This window comes from Variovorax sp. GW821-FHT10D07 (genome assembly GCF_059415325.1).
Genome location: NZ_JBWKMZ010000013.1, coordinates 21,769 through 36,339 on the forward strand (window position 1 = coordinate 21,769; position 14,571 = coordinate 36,339).

General features: G+C 55.3%; 14 protein-coding genes. 8 read left to right on the forward strand and 6 right to left on the reverse strand.

Annotated elements, in window-relative coordinates; translation table 11 throughout:
• The first annotated feature begins 33 nt into the window (after window positions 1-33).
• Together AC07PU_RS30730 and AC07PU_RS30735 are read left to right on the forward strand one after the other, a co-directional pair.
• Window positions 34-1,119: an alkene reductase gene (locus tag AC07PU_RS30730; RefSeq protein WP_495322063.1), complete on the forward strand. Its 1,086-nt coding sequence runs from the start codon at window positions 34-36 to the stop codon at window positions 1,117-1,119.
• Window positions 1,120-1,683: 564 nt separating this feature from the next.
• Window positions 1,684-2,493 (forward strand): IclR family transcriptional regulator, encoded by an 810-nt coding sequence (locus AC07PU_RS30735; RefSeq protein WP_495322064.1) that lies wholly within the window; start codon window positions 1,684-1,686, stop codon window positions 2,491-2,493.
• Window positions 2,494-2,549: 56 nt separating this feature from the next.
• Here AC07PU_RS30735 and AC07PU_RS30740 read toward each other — a convergent pair whose 3' ends face one another.
• The 5 genes from AC07PU_RS30740 to AC07PU_RS30760 form a co-directional block, all read right to left on the reverse strand.
• Window positions 2,550-3,761, reverse strand: a complete 1,212-nt coding sequence (locus AC07PU_RS30740; protein ID WP_495322065.1) for a CaiB/BaiF CoA transferase family protein — start codon at window positions 3,759-3,761, stop codon at window positions 2,550-2,552.
• Complete coding sequence (locus tag AC07PU_RS30745) at window positions 3,758-4,267, reverse strand: MaoC/PaaZ C-terminal domain-containing protein (protein WP_495322066.1); 510 nt, start codon at window positions 4,265-4,267, stop codon at window positions 3,758-3,760. The genes AC07PU_RS30740 and AC07PU_RS30745 overlap by 4 nt, the downstream gene beginning before the upstream one ends.
• 2 nt (window positions 4,268-4,269) lie before the next feature.
• The gene (locus AC07PU_RS30750) at window positions 4,270-5,244 is read right to left on the reverse strand and encodes a Bug family tripartite tricarboxylate transporter substrate binding protein (protein ID WP_495322067.1); all 975 of its coding nucleotides are present in this window, start codon (window positions 5,242-5,244) and stop codon (window positions 4,270-4,272) included.
• 40 nt (window positions 5,245-5,284) lie between these two features.
• Window positions 5,285-6,493 (reverse strand): acyl-CoA dehydrogenase family protein, encoded by a 1,209-nt coding sequence (locus tag AC07PU_RS30755; RefSeq protein WP_495322068.1) that lies wholly within the window; start codon window positions 6,491-6,493, stop codon window positions 5,285-5,287.
• Window positions 6,494-6,584: 91 nt separating this feature from the next.
• Window positions 6,585-7,382 (reverse strand): enoyl-CoA hydratase/isomerase family protein, encoded by a 798-nt coding sequence (locus tag AC07PU_RS30760; RefSeq protein ID WP_495322069.1) that lies wholly within the window; start codon window positions 7,380-7,382, stop codon window positions 6,585-6,587.
• A gap of 196 nt (window positions 7,383-7,578) precedes the next feature.
• Between AC07PU_RS30760 and AC07PU_RS30765 the strand changes: the two genes are divergently transcribed.
• Window positions 7,579-8,598 carry a YhdH/YhfP family quinone oxidoreductase gene (locus AC07PU_RS30765; RefSeq protein WP_495322070.1) on the forward strand — a complete coding sequence of 340 codons (1,020 nt, stop codon included), beginning with the start codon at window positions 7,579-7,581 and terminating at the stop codon, window positions 8,596-8,598.
• 16 nt (window positions 8,599-8,614) lie between these two features.
• Here AC07PU_RS30765 and AC07PU_RS30770 read toward each other — a convergent pair whose 3' ends face one another.
• Window positions 8,615-9,283, reverse strand: coding sequence for a CGNR zinc finger domain-containing protein (locus AC07PU_RS30770; RefSeq protein ID WP_495322071.1), 669 nt, complete (start codon window positions 9,281-9,283; stop codon window positions 8,615-8,617).
• 123 nt (window positions 9,284-9,406) lie between these two features.
• On the opposite strand from AC07PU_RS30770, the gene AC07PU_RS30775 reads away from it, so the two are divergent.
• The 5 genes from AC07PU_RS30775 (at window position 9,407) to AC07PU_RS30795 (ending at window position 14,566) form a co-directional block, all read left to right on the forward strand.
• The gene (locus AC07PU_RS30775) at window positions 9,407-10,258 is read left to right on the forward strand and encodes an alpha/beta fold hydrolase (RefSeq protein WP_495322072.1); all 852 of its coding nucleotides are present in this window, start codon (window positions 9,407-9,409) and stop codon (window positions 10,256-10,258) included.
• A 161-nt stretch (window positions 10,259-10,419) separates the two neighbouring features.
• Entirely contained in the window at window positions 10,420-11,100 is a 681-nt protein-coding gene (locus AC07PU_RS30780; protein ID WP_495322073.1) for a haloacid dehalogenase type II, read from the forward strand.
• 912 nt (window positions 11,101-12,012) lie between these two features.
• Window positions 12,013-13,008, forward strand: coding sequence for an ABC transporter substrate-binding protein (locus tag AC07PU_RS30785; RefSeq protein WP_495322074.1), 996 nt, complete (start codon window positions 12,013-12,015; stop codon window positions 13,006-13,008).
• 11 nt (window positions 13,009-13,019) lie between these two features.
• Entirely contained in the window at window positions 13,020-13,787 is a 768-nt protein-coding gene (locus AC07PU_RS30790) for an ABC transporter permease (protein WP_495322075.1), read from the forward strand.
• A gap of 14 nt (window positions 13,788-13,801) precedes the next feature.
• Complete coding sequence (locus AC07PU_RS30795) at window positions 13,802-14,566, forward strand: ABC transporter ATP-binding protein (RefSeq protein WP_495322353.1); 765 nt, start codon at window positions 13,802-13,804, stop codon at window positions 14,564-14,566.
• The last annotated feature ends 5 nt before the right edge of the window (window positions 14,567-14,571 follow it).

Here is a 14,571-nt window from a genome sequence, read left to right on the forward strand (position 1 = left end):
TTTTTGGGCGAGTCGATCGAGTTAATTATTAGTATGCTGTTTGAGACGTTTAAGCTAGGGGAGTTTCTGCTCCGAAACAGGATGGTGTTTGCACCGTGTACCCGGTGTAGAGCAGATGCTGAAGGCGTTCCGCTGGAGCTGGTCAAGCATTACTACGCGCAGCGAGCTTCCGCTGGTCTCGTTGTCAGCGAAGGGATTGTCGTTTCTCCTGAAGCACGGGGTTTCGCATTTACCCCCGGCCTCTATTCTTCGCGTCAAGTTGAAGCTTGGCGCGCAATTACCGACAAAGTGCATGCGAGCGGAGGGGTGATATTTGCGCAGTTGTGGCATACCGGTCGTATCTCGCATCGCTTGCTTCAGCCCGATGGTCGACTTCCTGGCGCTCCGTCGCCGATCGCCCCGGATACGCAGGGCCGCAGTGCTCACACTTACGAGGGCCTTCTTCCCTTTGAGACGCCCCGCGCGCTTTCAGTAACAGAGATCGAGCAAATAATTGGTGCATTTGTGAATGCCACACGGGCTGCCCGTGAGGCCGGCTTCGACGGCGTCGAAGTGCACTCCGCCAACGGATACCTTCTTGATCAGTTCCTGCGTGCATGTAGCAATCATCGAGACGATTCATATGGTGGAAGCCTTGCGAATCGTTGCAGGCTGACTATCGAAGTCGTCCGAGCCGTAGTTGCGGAATGGGATTCCAGTCGCGTGGGTGTGCGAATTTCTCCAACCAACTTCGTCAACGGCGTGCGGGATGAGGTGCCGGGGGAAACATTTTTCAATCTGGCACGCGCATTGAGTGAAGCGAAGGTCGCATATCTGCATGTAGTCGAGGGTGACTCACGGCTAAAGAGAGGCGAGGGACAGCCCTTTGACTATGCTGAGTTGCGGAAACTTTTCGCCGGAAGTTACATAGCGAACAACGGATACGAGAAAAAAACCGCTGCCGATGCCATAGCTGAGGGTGCTGCGGATCTCGTATCTTTCGGGCGCCTGTTCATCGCAAATCCCGATCTTGTCGAGAGATTTGCTGCTGATGCCCCGATGAATACCCCGGACGTCACAACGTTCTACGCCCAAGGTGAGAAGGGGTACACGGACTACCCAGCTGCCTTTGCTTCATGAGGGGTGTTTCGACGGGCGGACGGGTGAGGCGGCAGATGAGCGCGCACATGGCGCCTACTGTCTAGCGCGGGGCGTCGTTCAGCGTGCTTCAAATGAGTACGCGCGTTGATAGAACTCACTTTATCTCGTCCGTTCGGATGCGGCGAATACGTGCTCGCAACGGAAGGGCGGGTGAGATTGTGAACCCCTTTGGGCTTTAGAGCTATGTGTGATCGAAGCCCGTCGCCGTCGCTTGCCCAGGCTGTTAATTGCAACTTAATAGGCCGTCGTGCTATCGGTGCCTTGGGCTGCAAAAAGATTCGTCAGAGAGCGAGAAAAGCCGTTTCCTCGTGGCGTAGATGGAAGTGAGAAAAAATTCCTCACGTTGCTACCAGATCCGACTTGTGAAGTCTCATGAAATTTACTAAGTTGTGGATAAATTGCCTCGAAGATCGGTCTGGGCAATATTCGAGGATACCGCGCTACGATTTAAGATAAGTATGTCACGCGTCGAGTTGGGACACGCTGTGTGATGAGCTCCGTATAACGATAGTACGTTGTTCTGCGTTGCGGTACAGTTCTCAAATGAACGAAGATCGCAATTTGATCGTAGCCCTGGAGCGCGGGCTGCAGGTGCTCGAATGCTTTGCATCGCGGCGTACATCTCTCGGTTTAGGAGAGATCTCTACGAAGACGAAGTTGGCCAAAGCTACAGTCGCGCGCATTACCTACACGCTGAGCAAGCTAGGCTACATGCACCAAAATGTCGACCGAAGCTATTCGTTGTCTCCCGCAGTTCTGGCTTTGGGTCATCCTGTCCTCGCAAGCATGCCAATTCGACAAATCGCGCAGCCCCTGATGCGGAATTTGGCTGCAGAGATCAAGGGCACCGTATCGTTGGGCGTGCTGGACCGGACCCGTATCGTCTATGTCGAGACTTGTCGGAGTAGTCCAAATCCGGAGCATCTTCCGGATATTGGCCTCATATGGCCAATTCTCGAGAGTGCAATCGGTCGCGCTACTTTGGCGGCCATGAGCGCCACGGAGCGTACTCGCTTGATCAATAAGATTCGCGTGAACGACCCGGAGCGATGGGACAGGCAGAAAGCGAACATTGATGCGGCCCTCATCGACTATGAGCAGCACGGCTATTGTGTGTCGCTGCAGGAAATCCGACCCGGCTACCTTGGTGCCGCAGTCGCATTGTCTGAGCCGATCGGACAACACCGGCTAACATTCAATTGCTCCATCCCCGCGTTTGACCCGACGGGCGAGGCGTTACGACGCGACGTCGCTCCCAAGTTGGTAAACCTTGTCCACCAGGTTCGTGGTCTACTTAGCCAGCAGGAGCAAATTGAGCGTTTTGTTGGGCAAACGGGATGGCCTTTGCGCTAGAAAAGTTTCTCAGCGACTGGTCTTAGGTATTGCCTGCAGATATCTCGAGTGCACGACTAGATGATGCCTGCTGCGCGCAATCGCTCAAGGTGAATGGATGTGATTCCCAGCTCACTGTATACCGTCGCATTGTGCTCTCCAAGCGACGGACCGCTACGTGGGGCCTGAGGAGAGTAGCCTTGGAATCGAGGCACCACACATGGTGCTGGAACGCTACCCAACTCGGGATCAGCAAGACGAATAATGGCGTTTCGCGCTTGAAGATGCGGGTCGGAGAGCACGTCAGAGATATCGTTCACTTTGCTGAACGGGACCTCATGCCTTCGTAAAACTTCGGTGAGCAATGCTAGGCTCATAGATTCGCACCAAGCCTCAACAAGTTTGTCTAGCGTGTGGACATTCGCGAGCCGCTCGTTCGAGTCTGAGAATCTTTCGTCAGCCAACAGGTCAGATCTGTCCATTGCTTGGCACAGCCTTCGAAAAATGGGCTGTGATGTACCAACTAACGTTATCCATTGGCCATCCTGTGATCGATAGACATTCGATGGAGCTGTATAGGTCGCGCGCGATCCCGAGCGTTGACGAATCGTTCCTAGTTGTTCAAACTCAACGGGCAGTGGGTCCAGTAGCCGCAGAAGCGCTTCAGTGGCTGAAAGATCGATCACGCGTCCGGGTAACTCACTGCTGCCGCGCCGCTCTGCCATGGCGCTTGCTATTGAGAATGCACCAAATACCCCTGCAACCACATCCCCAAGAGAGTAGTTCATATGTTGGGGTGGCGCATTGGGAGTGCCAGTGAGATTTGCCCAGCCACTCATGGCCTCAAAGATCCGCGCGAAGCCTGGCCGTTGCGAATAGGGTCCTGTTTGACCGAATCCGGTGAGCCTCAGAATGCAAAGGGATGGATTCGCCCTATGAAGAGTCTCCATGTCGAGATTCCATCGTTCGAGGGTTCCGACCCGAAAATTCTCCACCAGCACATCAAAATTTTTGATGAGCTCGAGAAAGATCTGCCGACCTTCTTCCTTCCGAACATCTAGCGTGATCCCGCGCTTCCCTCGATTTGTGACCTTCCAATGAAGTGCATGCTTCCCTTTGGTCGGCGATAGAGATCGCAAGGTGTCGCTACCATCTGGAAGTTCAAGCTTTACTACATCGGCGCCGAGGTCTGCGCAAAGCGTCGCTGCCATTGGAGCCGCAAGGACCGTGGCCATGTCCAAGATGCGGATGCCATGCAAGGGCCCATTCGAAACGCTAGTTGCTGTCACACCGAATCTCGCAGTTGGACGCGGCAAATGTATAGCGCTGACGAAATCATCGTTTGCACCTTTTCACCGCGTTGGTTGATGACATTACGCTCAAACTCGACGATGCCCCGTTTCCCATCGGAGGTAAGCCGCTTCTTGAGAGGAATGATCTGAACGTGAATCGTGTCGCCATGTTTCACGGGGATTAGGATGCTCCATTTTTCCATCCCCAGCATGGCAACGACCGTGCCATCGTTGATCCCGCTCTGGCACTGTAACCCCGTGGCGATTGCTAATATCAAAGGGCCGTGCGCGATGACCTCACCGTAAGGTTGGGACTTACAGAATTCCCAATCTGCGTGCGGAGCGTTGTAGTCACCCGAAAGCCCGCAGAACGCCGTGATGTCCGCATGGGTTACTGTCCGGCGTGGAGTAAGGTAACTGCGACCGATCTCGAAGTCCTCGAAATAAAGGCCTCTGGGTTGCGCTACTTGTGTACTCATTGTCAAGGTATCGTTGCGTAGCATCACTACTCACCTTTGATGCCAGCGCGTGAGATAACCTCCGCATACTTGCGGACATCAGCTTGCAACACGGCCTGTGACGCCTCCAGGTCTCGGGGAGGCTCGGGGTCAAGTCCCGCAAAGCGTAGCTTTTCTTGTACTTCGGGCTCCGTCAAGATGCGAGAAATGGCGGCGTTAATTTTTTGCGCGATGTCTCTTGGTGTGTGGGAAGAAACAACAAGTCCATAGTGCGGGACGGCGTTGGCTTCCGGATAGCCAGCTTCGGCGATCGTGGGTACCTCCGGTAGTTCCTTAAGTCGTCTCTCACCTACAACGGCCAATGCCCGTAGCCGTCCCGATTGGATCTGGGGAATAGCCAATCCCGGAGAGAGCAAGGTTACCGAGAGATCGCCGCGAATTAAATCAAGGACGGTTGGCGGCTGACCCTTATACGGCACACTTGTAAGGTCGATGCCGGCCGCGAGCTTGAAAAGCTCTGTGTTGAGATGCATTGAGGAACCGATCGCCGGGTTTCCGTAGTTGAGCTTTCCCGGTGCAGCCTTGGCAGCAGCCACGAATTCCGCAAGCGTTTTACTGCTGCTACTGGCCGGAACTGTAATGAGGCTTGGCGCGGTGGCGACTATCCCAACGGCGGTAAAGTCCTTGACCGTGTTCCACACACCGGGGTAGAGCGAGGGATTTGCCGACAGAGAGGGCGATGCCATGAGCCAAGTCTGACCGTCGGCAGGCGCGCGGAGCACAGCGAGTGTGGCGATGTTGCTGTTGCCGCCGGGGCGTGATTCCACTATCACCGGTTGACCAAGGATCGCCGTCACGCGATCGCCCACTACTCGTGAAAGCACATCTCCCACACCGCCTGGAGCGTATGGGACCAAAACCTTGATGGGCTGGCTCGGGAAATTTTTTGCGCCCTGGGCCAGTAGCGGAAGAGGACTCAGTGCTGACGCTACCAGCAGCAAAGTGAATAGAGCGCGTTTCATGTTGTCTCGTCCTTCTAGTTTGAAAAAATTCGAATAGTCCCTAGAGCTGCAGCTGGCGTGCCGCCAGGTCTTTCAGAATTTCAGCGGCGCCACCGCCGATAGACAGAATCTTGGATTCGCGAAAGAGTCGATCCACTTTGTTCCGACGAAGGATGCCGTGGCCACCGTGGAGTTGAACGGCATGAGAGGCGCAGCATTCATAGCTCTCAGTCGCCAAATTTTTCAGCATGGCAATCTGCGCTGCATCTGCGTGACCTTGCATAAACCGAGATGTCAGTAAATCTAACGTTGCCTCGACTGCTTGGATTTTCGTCGCCATATCGACCAACATATGTCGTACCACCTGCTTTTCGATTAGTCGCTCGCCAAAAACCTCACGGCTTCTAGTCCATGCAACGGCCTCGTCATAGCAAGCCTTCGAGGCGCCCAGGACGATTGCTGCATTACCCAGGCGTTCCTGATTGAAGTTACGCATGAGGCCCTTAAATCCATCGCCCTCGTTACCGATGCGCTGGGCAATAGGAACCCTACAGTTATCAAAGATCAACTCAGCAGTATCGGATGCCCACCATCCAGTCTTTTCCAATGGAAGCTGGCGGAATCCAGGCGTGTCTCGGTTAACGAGAAGAAGCGATAAGCCATCGCGGCTCCTTTCGTCTGTACGTACCGCAAGCGTGAAGAAGTCGCCGCGTATGCCCGTGGAGATAAAAAGCTTTCTTCCGTTGATGATGTAGTGGTCCCCGTCACGTTGAGCGCTCGTTCGGATACTTGCGACGTCTGATCCGCCCTCCGGCTCTGAAACTGCGAGAGCCGCCAGCTTGCGGCCGCTGAGCACTTCTGGGACCACTGCGCGCTTGAGCGCTTCGTCACCAAGCGCCAGAATTGGAGGCAGCGCGATGGTGTGAGTTGTCAGGGCGACGCGAACTCCGCCGCTTCCGAACCTTGCCAACTCCTCTTTCACAAGTAGGACTTCCTTGAGATCTCCTCCCCGCCCACCGTACTCCAGAGGAAAGCCAGCCCCAAGAATGCCTGTCTCTGCCGCCTGCCGGTAAAGTGAAAGGGGAAACGTTCCCATCTCATCCCATTCGTGAGCGTGGGGCGCGATGTTCTGGAGAGTAAAGGTGCGAACGCGCCTTCTAAGACCTTCGGTCACATCAGTTTCGAAGATGCTGGGCCCGTGTGTGATCCGGTCTGCGGGAAAACGCTGAGGTGTGGCCCTCGAACTAATACTCTGGCTGATATCGTTCATTTTTCGCTACTGAGCAATCGAGGAAGCGCAGGTCTGAGTGCTGCGGGTGGAAGAATGTGAGGATGTGGCGAAAGGGGCTCTCAAAGAGCAACTAGCGTGCATCAAAGCTCGGCTTGCGTTTGTCGACGAACGCGCGGATCGCTTCTTGCGTATCTCGAGTGCGGGCTAGTGCAATCATGGCTTTCGCCTCCGAAGCCAACTGCTGCTCCAGAGTGACGGAAAGTGATTCGCTTAGAAGCGCCTTCACCGACGCATGAGCCAGTGGCGAACCGTCTGCAAGTTGCGCCGCAAGTTCCGATCCGCACATGACAAGATCAGCGTCGTTGCAGACTCGATCGATGAGACCCATCTCGTAGGCTTCCTCAGCAGCAACGGATCGGTTCGTCAGCATTAGCTCTCGCGCTCGGCGCAGGCCGATGTGACGCGGTAGCATGAACGTCGTTGCTGCATCTCCACAGAAGCCAATTGCCGTGTAGGCCGTCTTAAATGATGCAGAGCGCGCTGCCAACGTCAAATCGGCGGCGATAGCAAGACCCAGCCCACCGCCGGCTGCCACGCCCTGAACAATGGCGACAACGGGCGCCTGCATGCGCCCGAAAACCCCGAGCGCGGCATTCAAGGGAGTGATGATCTTCTCGATCTCCCACGGGAGGTCACTGCCAGCAGTGTGGAAGGCCCGAACGTCCCCGCCGTAGCAGAAGTTTGTTCCGGCTCCCTCGAGCAACACCGCCCTGACGGTTGAGTCCGCCGCGCACGCAAGGGCAGCGTCGAGCAAGAGTTTTGCCATTTCTGAGTTGATTGCGTTACCAACATGAGGGCGATTGAGCTTGAGGTGGGCGACCCCCCTCTTGATGCTGAAAATGAGCGGCGCCTCGTCTTGGTCGAGCATAAGTTTCTCCTGTCGAATGCATTTGCAGTCGTAGGGAATCATTTCTCGGGTGCTGCAGCTTGGTCAAGATTTCGGCGCCACTGATCCGCAGTGCGGAACAGATGCTGTGCGAGCAAGTACCTTGACTACGATTTAGAGCCTTTGCTTGTTGGCAGTGCAAACAAGCTCAATTTATCGCCCGATCGGAAGGAGCAGGATGAGCGCAGTAATAGTTAATGGTGTCCCATTCGATGTGGTGCGCACGCACGTCGTGGATGGTAAGACGGTAAGTCGAATGGAAAGGGCCTGCTTGGAGGAACTAACGCCGGGGGACGTAGTGCTGCGAACGCTCTTTGCCGGTGTCAACTACAAGGACTGTCTCTCGCTGCATGGTCGAGCGAAAATAATTCAAGGATTCCCAAGGATCGCTGGAATTGAACTAGTTGGAGAGGTCGTGTTATCCGAGTCGCCTGAATTCGAGCCTGGTGATCACGTCATCCTTCACGGTTTCTCGACAGGTATTGCTTACGACGGTGCGTTTTCCGAATACGTGCGCACACGATCGGAGCATCTTGTGCGACTGCCCCCCACTCTTACGGTTGAAGAAGCGGCCATCCTGGGAGTACCTGCCGTGACGGCGGCGATGTCGATCGAGCAGATCGAGAGTTCTGGAGTAAAAAAGCGCGAAGGCCCCGTCGCGGTAACGGGAGCGACGGGATCTGTGGGTCTGATGGCTATTGAGATTCTTCAAATAGCTGGGTATGAGGTAGCTGCAGTTACGCGGCGCGCAGGCCATGAGTCAACTTTGCGTGCTCTAGGTTGTGTCGAAATTGTGGATAGTTCAGATCTCGGAGCACAACTAGAACGGCCACTGAACAGGGCTCGATTCTCTGCTGCGATCGATAACGTCGGTGGCTCGACCCTTCAGTGGCTATTGAGCGTGATGCACCAGAAAGCCTGCGTTGCAAGCGTCGGAAACGCAGGAGGAAACTCATTTGAAGGAAGTGTTCTTCCTTTCATCCTTCGCGCGATACAGCTGGTCGGAATTGTCGCGAACCCACCTCTCGCGTCGAGGCAGCGTGTTTGGGAGCGGCTTGCCTCTGAATGGAAGCCAGATTTCGAAAAGCTTCGATCACATGTTCGATATATCCAGTTGAACCAGCTTCTAGAAACCAGCATCGACCAACTTGAAGGGAAAAACTTTGGGCGAACACTCATCGACTATCGCAGACTGTGACAGTCGATGAAGTTCATCAGGACGACCAACTCGATGTACCCCGGCTCTTCGCTCTCACGCGATGTGCCGCTTGCTTAGCGCGGTTTCCGCATAGGCTCATGCTGCACCAACGACGCATGCGCCCTTGTGTCGTGCCAAAGAACAATAAACTGCATCCGGACCCCTCACATTGCTTCACCTGCGAGAAATCTGTCTCGCAGATGGCATGTGCAACGACGGTTGCGAGAAGGTAGACCAAGTCTCCCGCAGCGTTCCAGATCCGATCGCTGCGTACCCGCAGACTCGTGTTGCCTCGTTCTCTGACCACCTGCAGCCGCCTCTCAATGCGACTTCCCTTATCTAGTAGCTCGTTAAGTGTTTCTAGATTTTCCACCTGCACTGCAGGAAAGGTTGGTGCCATGCGCTGCGTTGCCACGCCGCGGAACCACTCCCTCAGCACCCTTGCGTCAACAGCAGCCATGTCCAGTTCTTCCTGCTTGGCGAGTATGCGCATCGCTAAGCCCTCGCTCTTGGACATCAAGCCCGTTGCTTCCATCCAAGCAAGTAGGTCTCGCCCAGAGCCTAACCCCTCTAACTCATTTGGTCCAAAGTTTCTAACCGTATTGAGGTAGTCCAACGCGACGCAGCCGGAGATGGCCTCCGTGCTCGGCGGTTCACCCGGCTTCACTTTGGAGAAGCTGGTCATCCTGTTGTCTCCAGGTAGTGCGACTGAGCTTGATAGTAACCTGTCAACGAGGCTTGACAGGTTACTATGGAGTTTAGTAGCCTTGCCGCGCCGATATGGAAGTTCCACCTACTGGAGTGAAAGATGACCGCTATCTCGAATCGAGCCGTAGACGTCGACGGTGTGACCGTGTTCTACCGTGAAGCAGGTACGCCCAATCTGCCAACGCTGCTGCTTCTGCATGGGTTTCCTAGCTCTAGTCACATGTTTCGGGACCTCATCCCGTTGCTAGCTGATCGGTTTCATATCGTAGCGCCCGACCTGCCAGGTTTCGGCCAATCGTCAATGCCATCACGGGATACGTTTTCGTATACGTTCGATCACTTGGCTGATGTGATCGAGGCATTTACCGAGAAGCTTGAGTTGGACCACTTCGGAATCTACGTTTTTGACTATGGGGCTCCAGTTGGATTTCGCTTGGCCGTTCGTCATCCGGAGCGTGTAAGCGAGATAGTCACGCAAAATGGCAATGCATATCTTGAAGGTTTAAGTGAAGGCTGGAACCCGATTCGTACCTATTGGGAGAGTCCATCTCAGGAGAATCGCGATGCACTCCGGGCCCTTCTTACGCCCGAGACAACGCGGTGGCAATACACGCACGGGGTGAAAGACACCACGGCTATTTCCCCTGATGGATACACGCTCGACACGTACTACCTCAGTCGTGAGGGGATGGCTGAGATTCAGCTGGACCTCTTCGGCAACTACCAGAGCAACCTCGAGATGTATCCGGCGTTCCAGGCGTATCTACGAACGCATAAGCCTCGTGTGCTCGCGGTGTGGGGAGACAAAGATCCATTCTTCCTCCCCGCGGGGGCAGAAGCTTTCAAGCGCGATGTGCCCGACGCACGTGTGATGTTTTTCGAGACGGGCCACTTTGCGCTGGAGACGCATGCGAAGGAGATCGCGTCCGCGATACGTGAATTTTTGAGCTGAGAAGCGCACAGAGCAATCGATGGGTGGAAGTGGACGTAGGCCGATGTTGAGCTGCGACGCCCCATGCGAAGGCTGGTGGACGTTTGGATATAGCGGCGTCCCGTGCCGAATCCAGTTTCGAAATGAACTACGGGGAAAATTTGCGCCAAACGGAGACGAAAATGAACAACATCAAGGGTGTCGCGTTCGACATGTATGGAACCCTGTATGACGTGCATTCTGTGGCGGGGGAGTGTGAGCGGCGATTTCCCGGTCGAGGTCGAGAGATCAGTGTGCTTTGGAGGCAAAAGCAGCTGGAGTACGCGTGGCTGCGAACGCTCATGGGTGAGTACGAGGATTTCGAGCGTGCTACGCACGACGCTTTAACGTACACCTGCCGCCAGTTGAGGCTGGAGTGTGATGAAGAAGCTGCAGATGCGCTTAACAGCCTGTACTTGCGGCTTCGTCCGTTCTCCGAAGTCCCGAGCGCCCTACGGGCCTTGAACGAGCGGGGACTGAAGCTAGCAATCCTGTCGAACGGTTCCAAGCGAACGATTGACAGTATCGTGCGGAACTCTGCGCTCGTGGGGGAATTCGCTCATCTCATAAGCGTCGACGATGCGCGGGTGTTCAAGCCTCATCCGCACGCCTACGAGCTTGGAGAAAAGCAGATGAGGCTGGGTCGGGGATCGATCCTCTTTGTGTCGTCAAACCCATGGGACGCTACGGGAGCTAAGGCTTTTGGGTACAGGGTGTGTTGGGTAAACAGAGGACAAGTGGCATTTGACGAGCTCGGTCGCCAGCCGGATTACGTCGTTCGATCTGTAGAGGAAATCTTGGACCTGTTAGCTTTTGAAGCGTAAGCAGGAAATCCGCATTTGTTTACTTTGTCGTAATCAAATTATGCGTGTGACGGTCTGAGATACCTGGTTTTTTCAAAACCTCAAGAGAATGCTCTGGTATGGGAGTGCGGCTCGTCCGCGGAGTATTAAAAGGCGGCCTCTTCAAGATCTCAAGCTCATGGAACTATCCGATCGGTGGATACAAGCCTTGGTGCTCTAGGCGCACGTGGGCTTCGCGAAGGGCCTTGTAGCTCAGCAGCGTTTCTGGCGGTTAAGCCCGCCCGTCGTTGTTATCCATCGGTTTTGCATGGCGGCCACAGAGCCATATTCCGTTACTTGGATGGCGAAGCTCGGACTCCGTCAGGCCGCCCTGACCCTGGTGCCCCCCGTCGGAGGCGGAATAGATGTGTGCCCTGCAGCCGCTTTTAGAAGAGGCATCAGCACTTACACCCGGTCCTACAGTTTCTGCGATTGCACCGTGGAAGCTGCACTGATGGCCTGCCGCTTCCGCGATCTGTGCTCGGGCCTTCGAAGGAAATTCGGAGCGCAGCGTGCTTGACGTTGATCTACGTGGGTGTTGGCGCGCAACCAGTCGGTTCTTATGGGTAGATTGTCAGTCTGACCAGCTCTTGGAATCGAGAATATTTATTCTAATGATCAGAGAAACTTAAGCTAGCGGGCTTCTTCGGCGCTCAGCGAAGAATCGGCTCGGACCAAGGAAAAGCACTGGACCGGCCGAGTGATCTGTTGACGGAGTCTTGCTTGTGGCGCGTCAGGAGCCACGATGGGCAACTATGCCATCTTGCCGTACATCGCAGGATGCTGACTCCACCGCTCAGTGCTTTCATCCAAGGTCTCCAAAAAGTGCATTCATCTTGACCGCGTTCCGCGCTGGCCGAATGAATGTGTGCGAAATCGCGCAGGAGACAAAGAATGAAACTATCTACACGCCGTGGCTTCCTCAACACATGTGCCGCTACGGCGACCGCGGTGAGCTTGCCATCTTTCGCCTTGGCGCAGCCCGCCGCACAGGTCCAGTATGGAGGGTCTGCCTGGCTTGGACACTATCCAGCGTATCTCGCCATGAAGAACGGTTCGCTGTCCCAGCAAGGCATTGATTTGCAGTGGCAAGTCTTTGGGACCGGCTCTGCTCGTATGAGCGCGATCCTCTCGGGTGGAGTCGACATCGGATTGACCGGCGCCGTGTCGGCGTTCGCGTTGATGGCAAGGGGATCGAAGCACTTCTCTGTGATCGCGATTCCGGAGAGCTTTGGTCGTGTGGAGGGGTTGTTTGTGCGCAGTGACGTCGCGTCGATCAAAGACCTCAAGGGAAAGAAGATTGGGGTTACCTTTGCCGCGAGCACGCACCTCCTGATCCTTGACCTACTGAGTGCTGCCGGTCTTAGTGCGTCGGATGTGACGGTTATCAACGTACCCGCGCCCGAACTTCCAGCCGCCTTCCAATCGGGGCAGATCGACGCCGTGGCGGCTTGGACGCCTCAGTTCAATCGAATTCGCGCCATGCCAGGCGTGAAGCTGTTGGCGGATGACACGAGTTTCTCGCTCTACAAGGCGTATGGGATTACTCCAGGCCCGGACGTTATCGTTGCTCGTACGGCCTTTGCCGAGAAGAATCCTGCGGTTATCAAGAGTTTCTTGAAATCCTACTTTGCAGCGAGCTCGGTACTCCGAGATCGACCGCAGGAGGCGAGTTCAGTGCTGATGCCAATGACAGGGCTGTCCGACGCAGACCAACTAGAGGTCGTGAAGGGAACCGAGTGGTATACCCTGGAGCAGCAGGCACAATTGCTGAATTCATCGGGCAAATATGTTGAAGGCTTGCAGCGCGTGGCGGAGATGCTCGTTGCGCTTAAGCAAATAGACAAAGCGCCTCCCGTGCGGGAGTGGATGAACGCGTCTTTCGTTTGAGGGCCGCCAGTATGACGGCAACCAAACCTTCGCGAACTGGGCTGCTTGCAACAAGCGCAGTGGCCATTCTCGTCTTGCTGCTTGCGTGGGAAGCCGCGTGCCGCGGTGGACTCGTCGATCCGATCTTCCTGCCAGCGCCGAGTGCAGTGTTCGTGCGCGGTAGCGCGATGTTTGCTGACGGAACGCTTGTGGGGAATGTTCTTGCTTCGACGCGCCGCGTCATGGCGGGGTTTTTCGCGGCAACTCTTGTCGCTACGCCTCTGGGCATTGTTCTTGGTACTTCTCGCTATGCGCGCGCAGCGTTCGACCCGATCTTGTCGTTGCTGCGACCGCTGCCTTCGATGAGTTGGGTGCCACTTTCTCTTCTCTGGTTTGGGATTACGGAAACCCAGAAGTACAGCATCGTTTTCATGGGCACGTTCGCTCCGGCGCTGGTCTACGTGATCGAGGCGACTCGAAATGTTGATCCACTGCTAATCCGAGCGGCCCAGAATCTTGGGGCCAGCCGGTGGCAGGTGATGCGTGAAGTAATTCTTCCGGGCAGCTTGCCCCAAATTCTGAGTGGCTTGAAAGTCATCTTGGGACTGGCGTGGACTTGCGTCATTTCTGCCGAACTTGTGGCAGCTCGCGAGGGCCTGGGATTTCTGATCATGAATGGCAAGGAGTTCTTTCAAACGGAGACAGTCGTGCTGGGCATGGTGATGATCAGCCTGACAGTGCTGATTACTGACATGCTGTTTCGCGTCCTCGAGCGTCGGGTTCTAAGGTGGCAGGCATGAAGGCGGAAGAGATGATGATCTCGATCGAAGGCGTGTCTAAAAAGTATGGAAGCTTTCTAGCGCTGGAGCGCGTTGACCTGCAAATCGCCAAGGGCGAATTCTTGGTTTTGCTCGGAGCGTCGGGTTGCGGTAAATCGACGCTGCTAAACATGATCACCGGTTTCGAGCCGCCGTCCTCGGGGCAGATCGTAGTGAATGGCCGTGCAGTCAAAGGCGTGGATCCGCAGTGCGGCATGGTATTCCAGCAGTACGCGCTCTTTCCTTGGATGAACGTGCTCGATAACGTCGCGTTTGGTCTAAAGATGAAGGGGATAGGTTTGGCAGAGCGACGGCGGACCGCAAACCGCTTCATCGAGATGGTCGGGCTCAAGGGGTTCGAAAGCCACTATCCCAAGGCACTTTCCGGTGGTATGCGTCAGCGGGTTTCGATCGCTCGGGTCCTGGCCAATGATCCGGATGTCATCCTCCTAGATGAGCCCTTTGCTGCGCTGGACGCCATGACGCGGCAAGTGCTGCAGGAGGAGTTGCTCCAGATCTACGCAAAGAGCGGCAAGACGATCGTCTTCATTACGCATTCGATTGATGAAGCGTTGCTGCTTTCGACTCGAATGGTAATTCTTAGTGCACGGCCCGGTCGGGTTGCGTGTGACATCCGAAACGACCTGCCTTTACCACGTAATGCCGAAGTTCAACTGTCAGCTCGCTACAACGAGTTGAAGTCTCAGATATGGGGCATCGTGCAAGCGGAGGTGATGCGTAGCTTGGAAAGCAAGGCTTGAAGCCG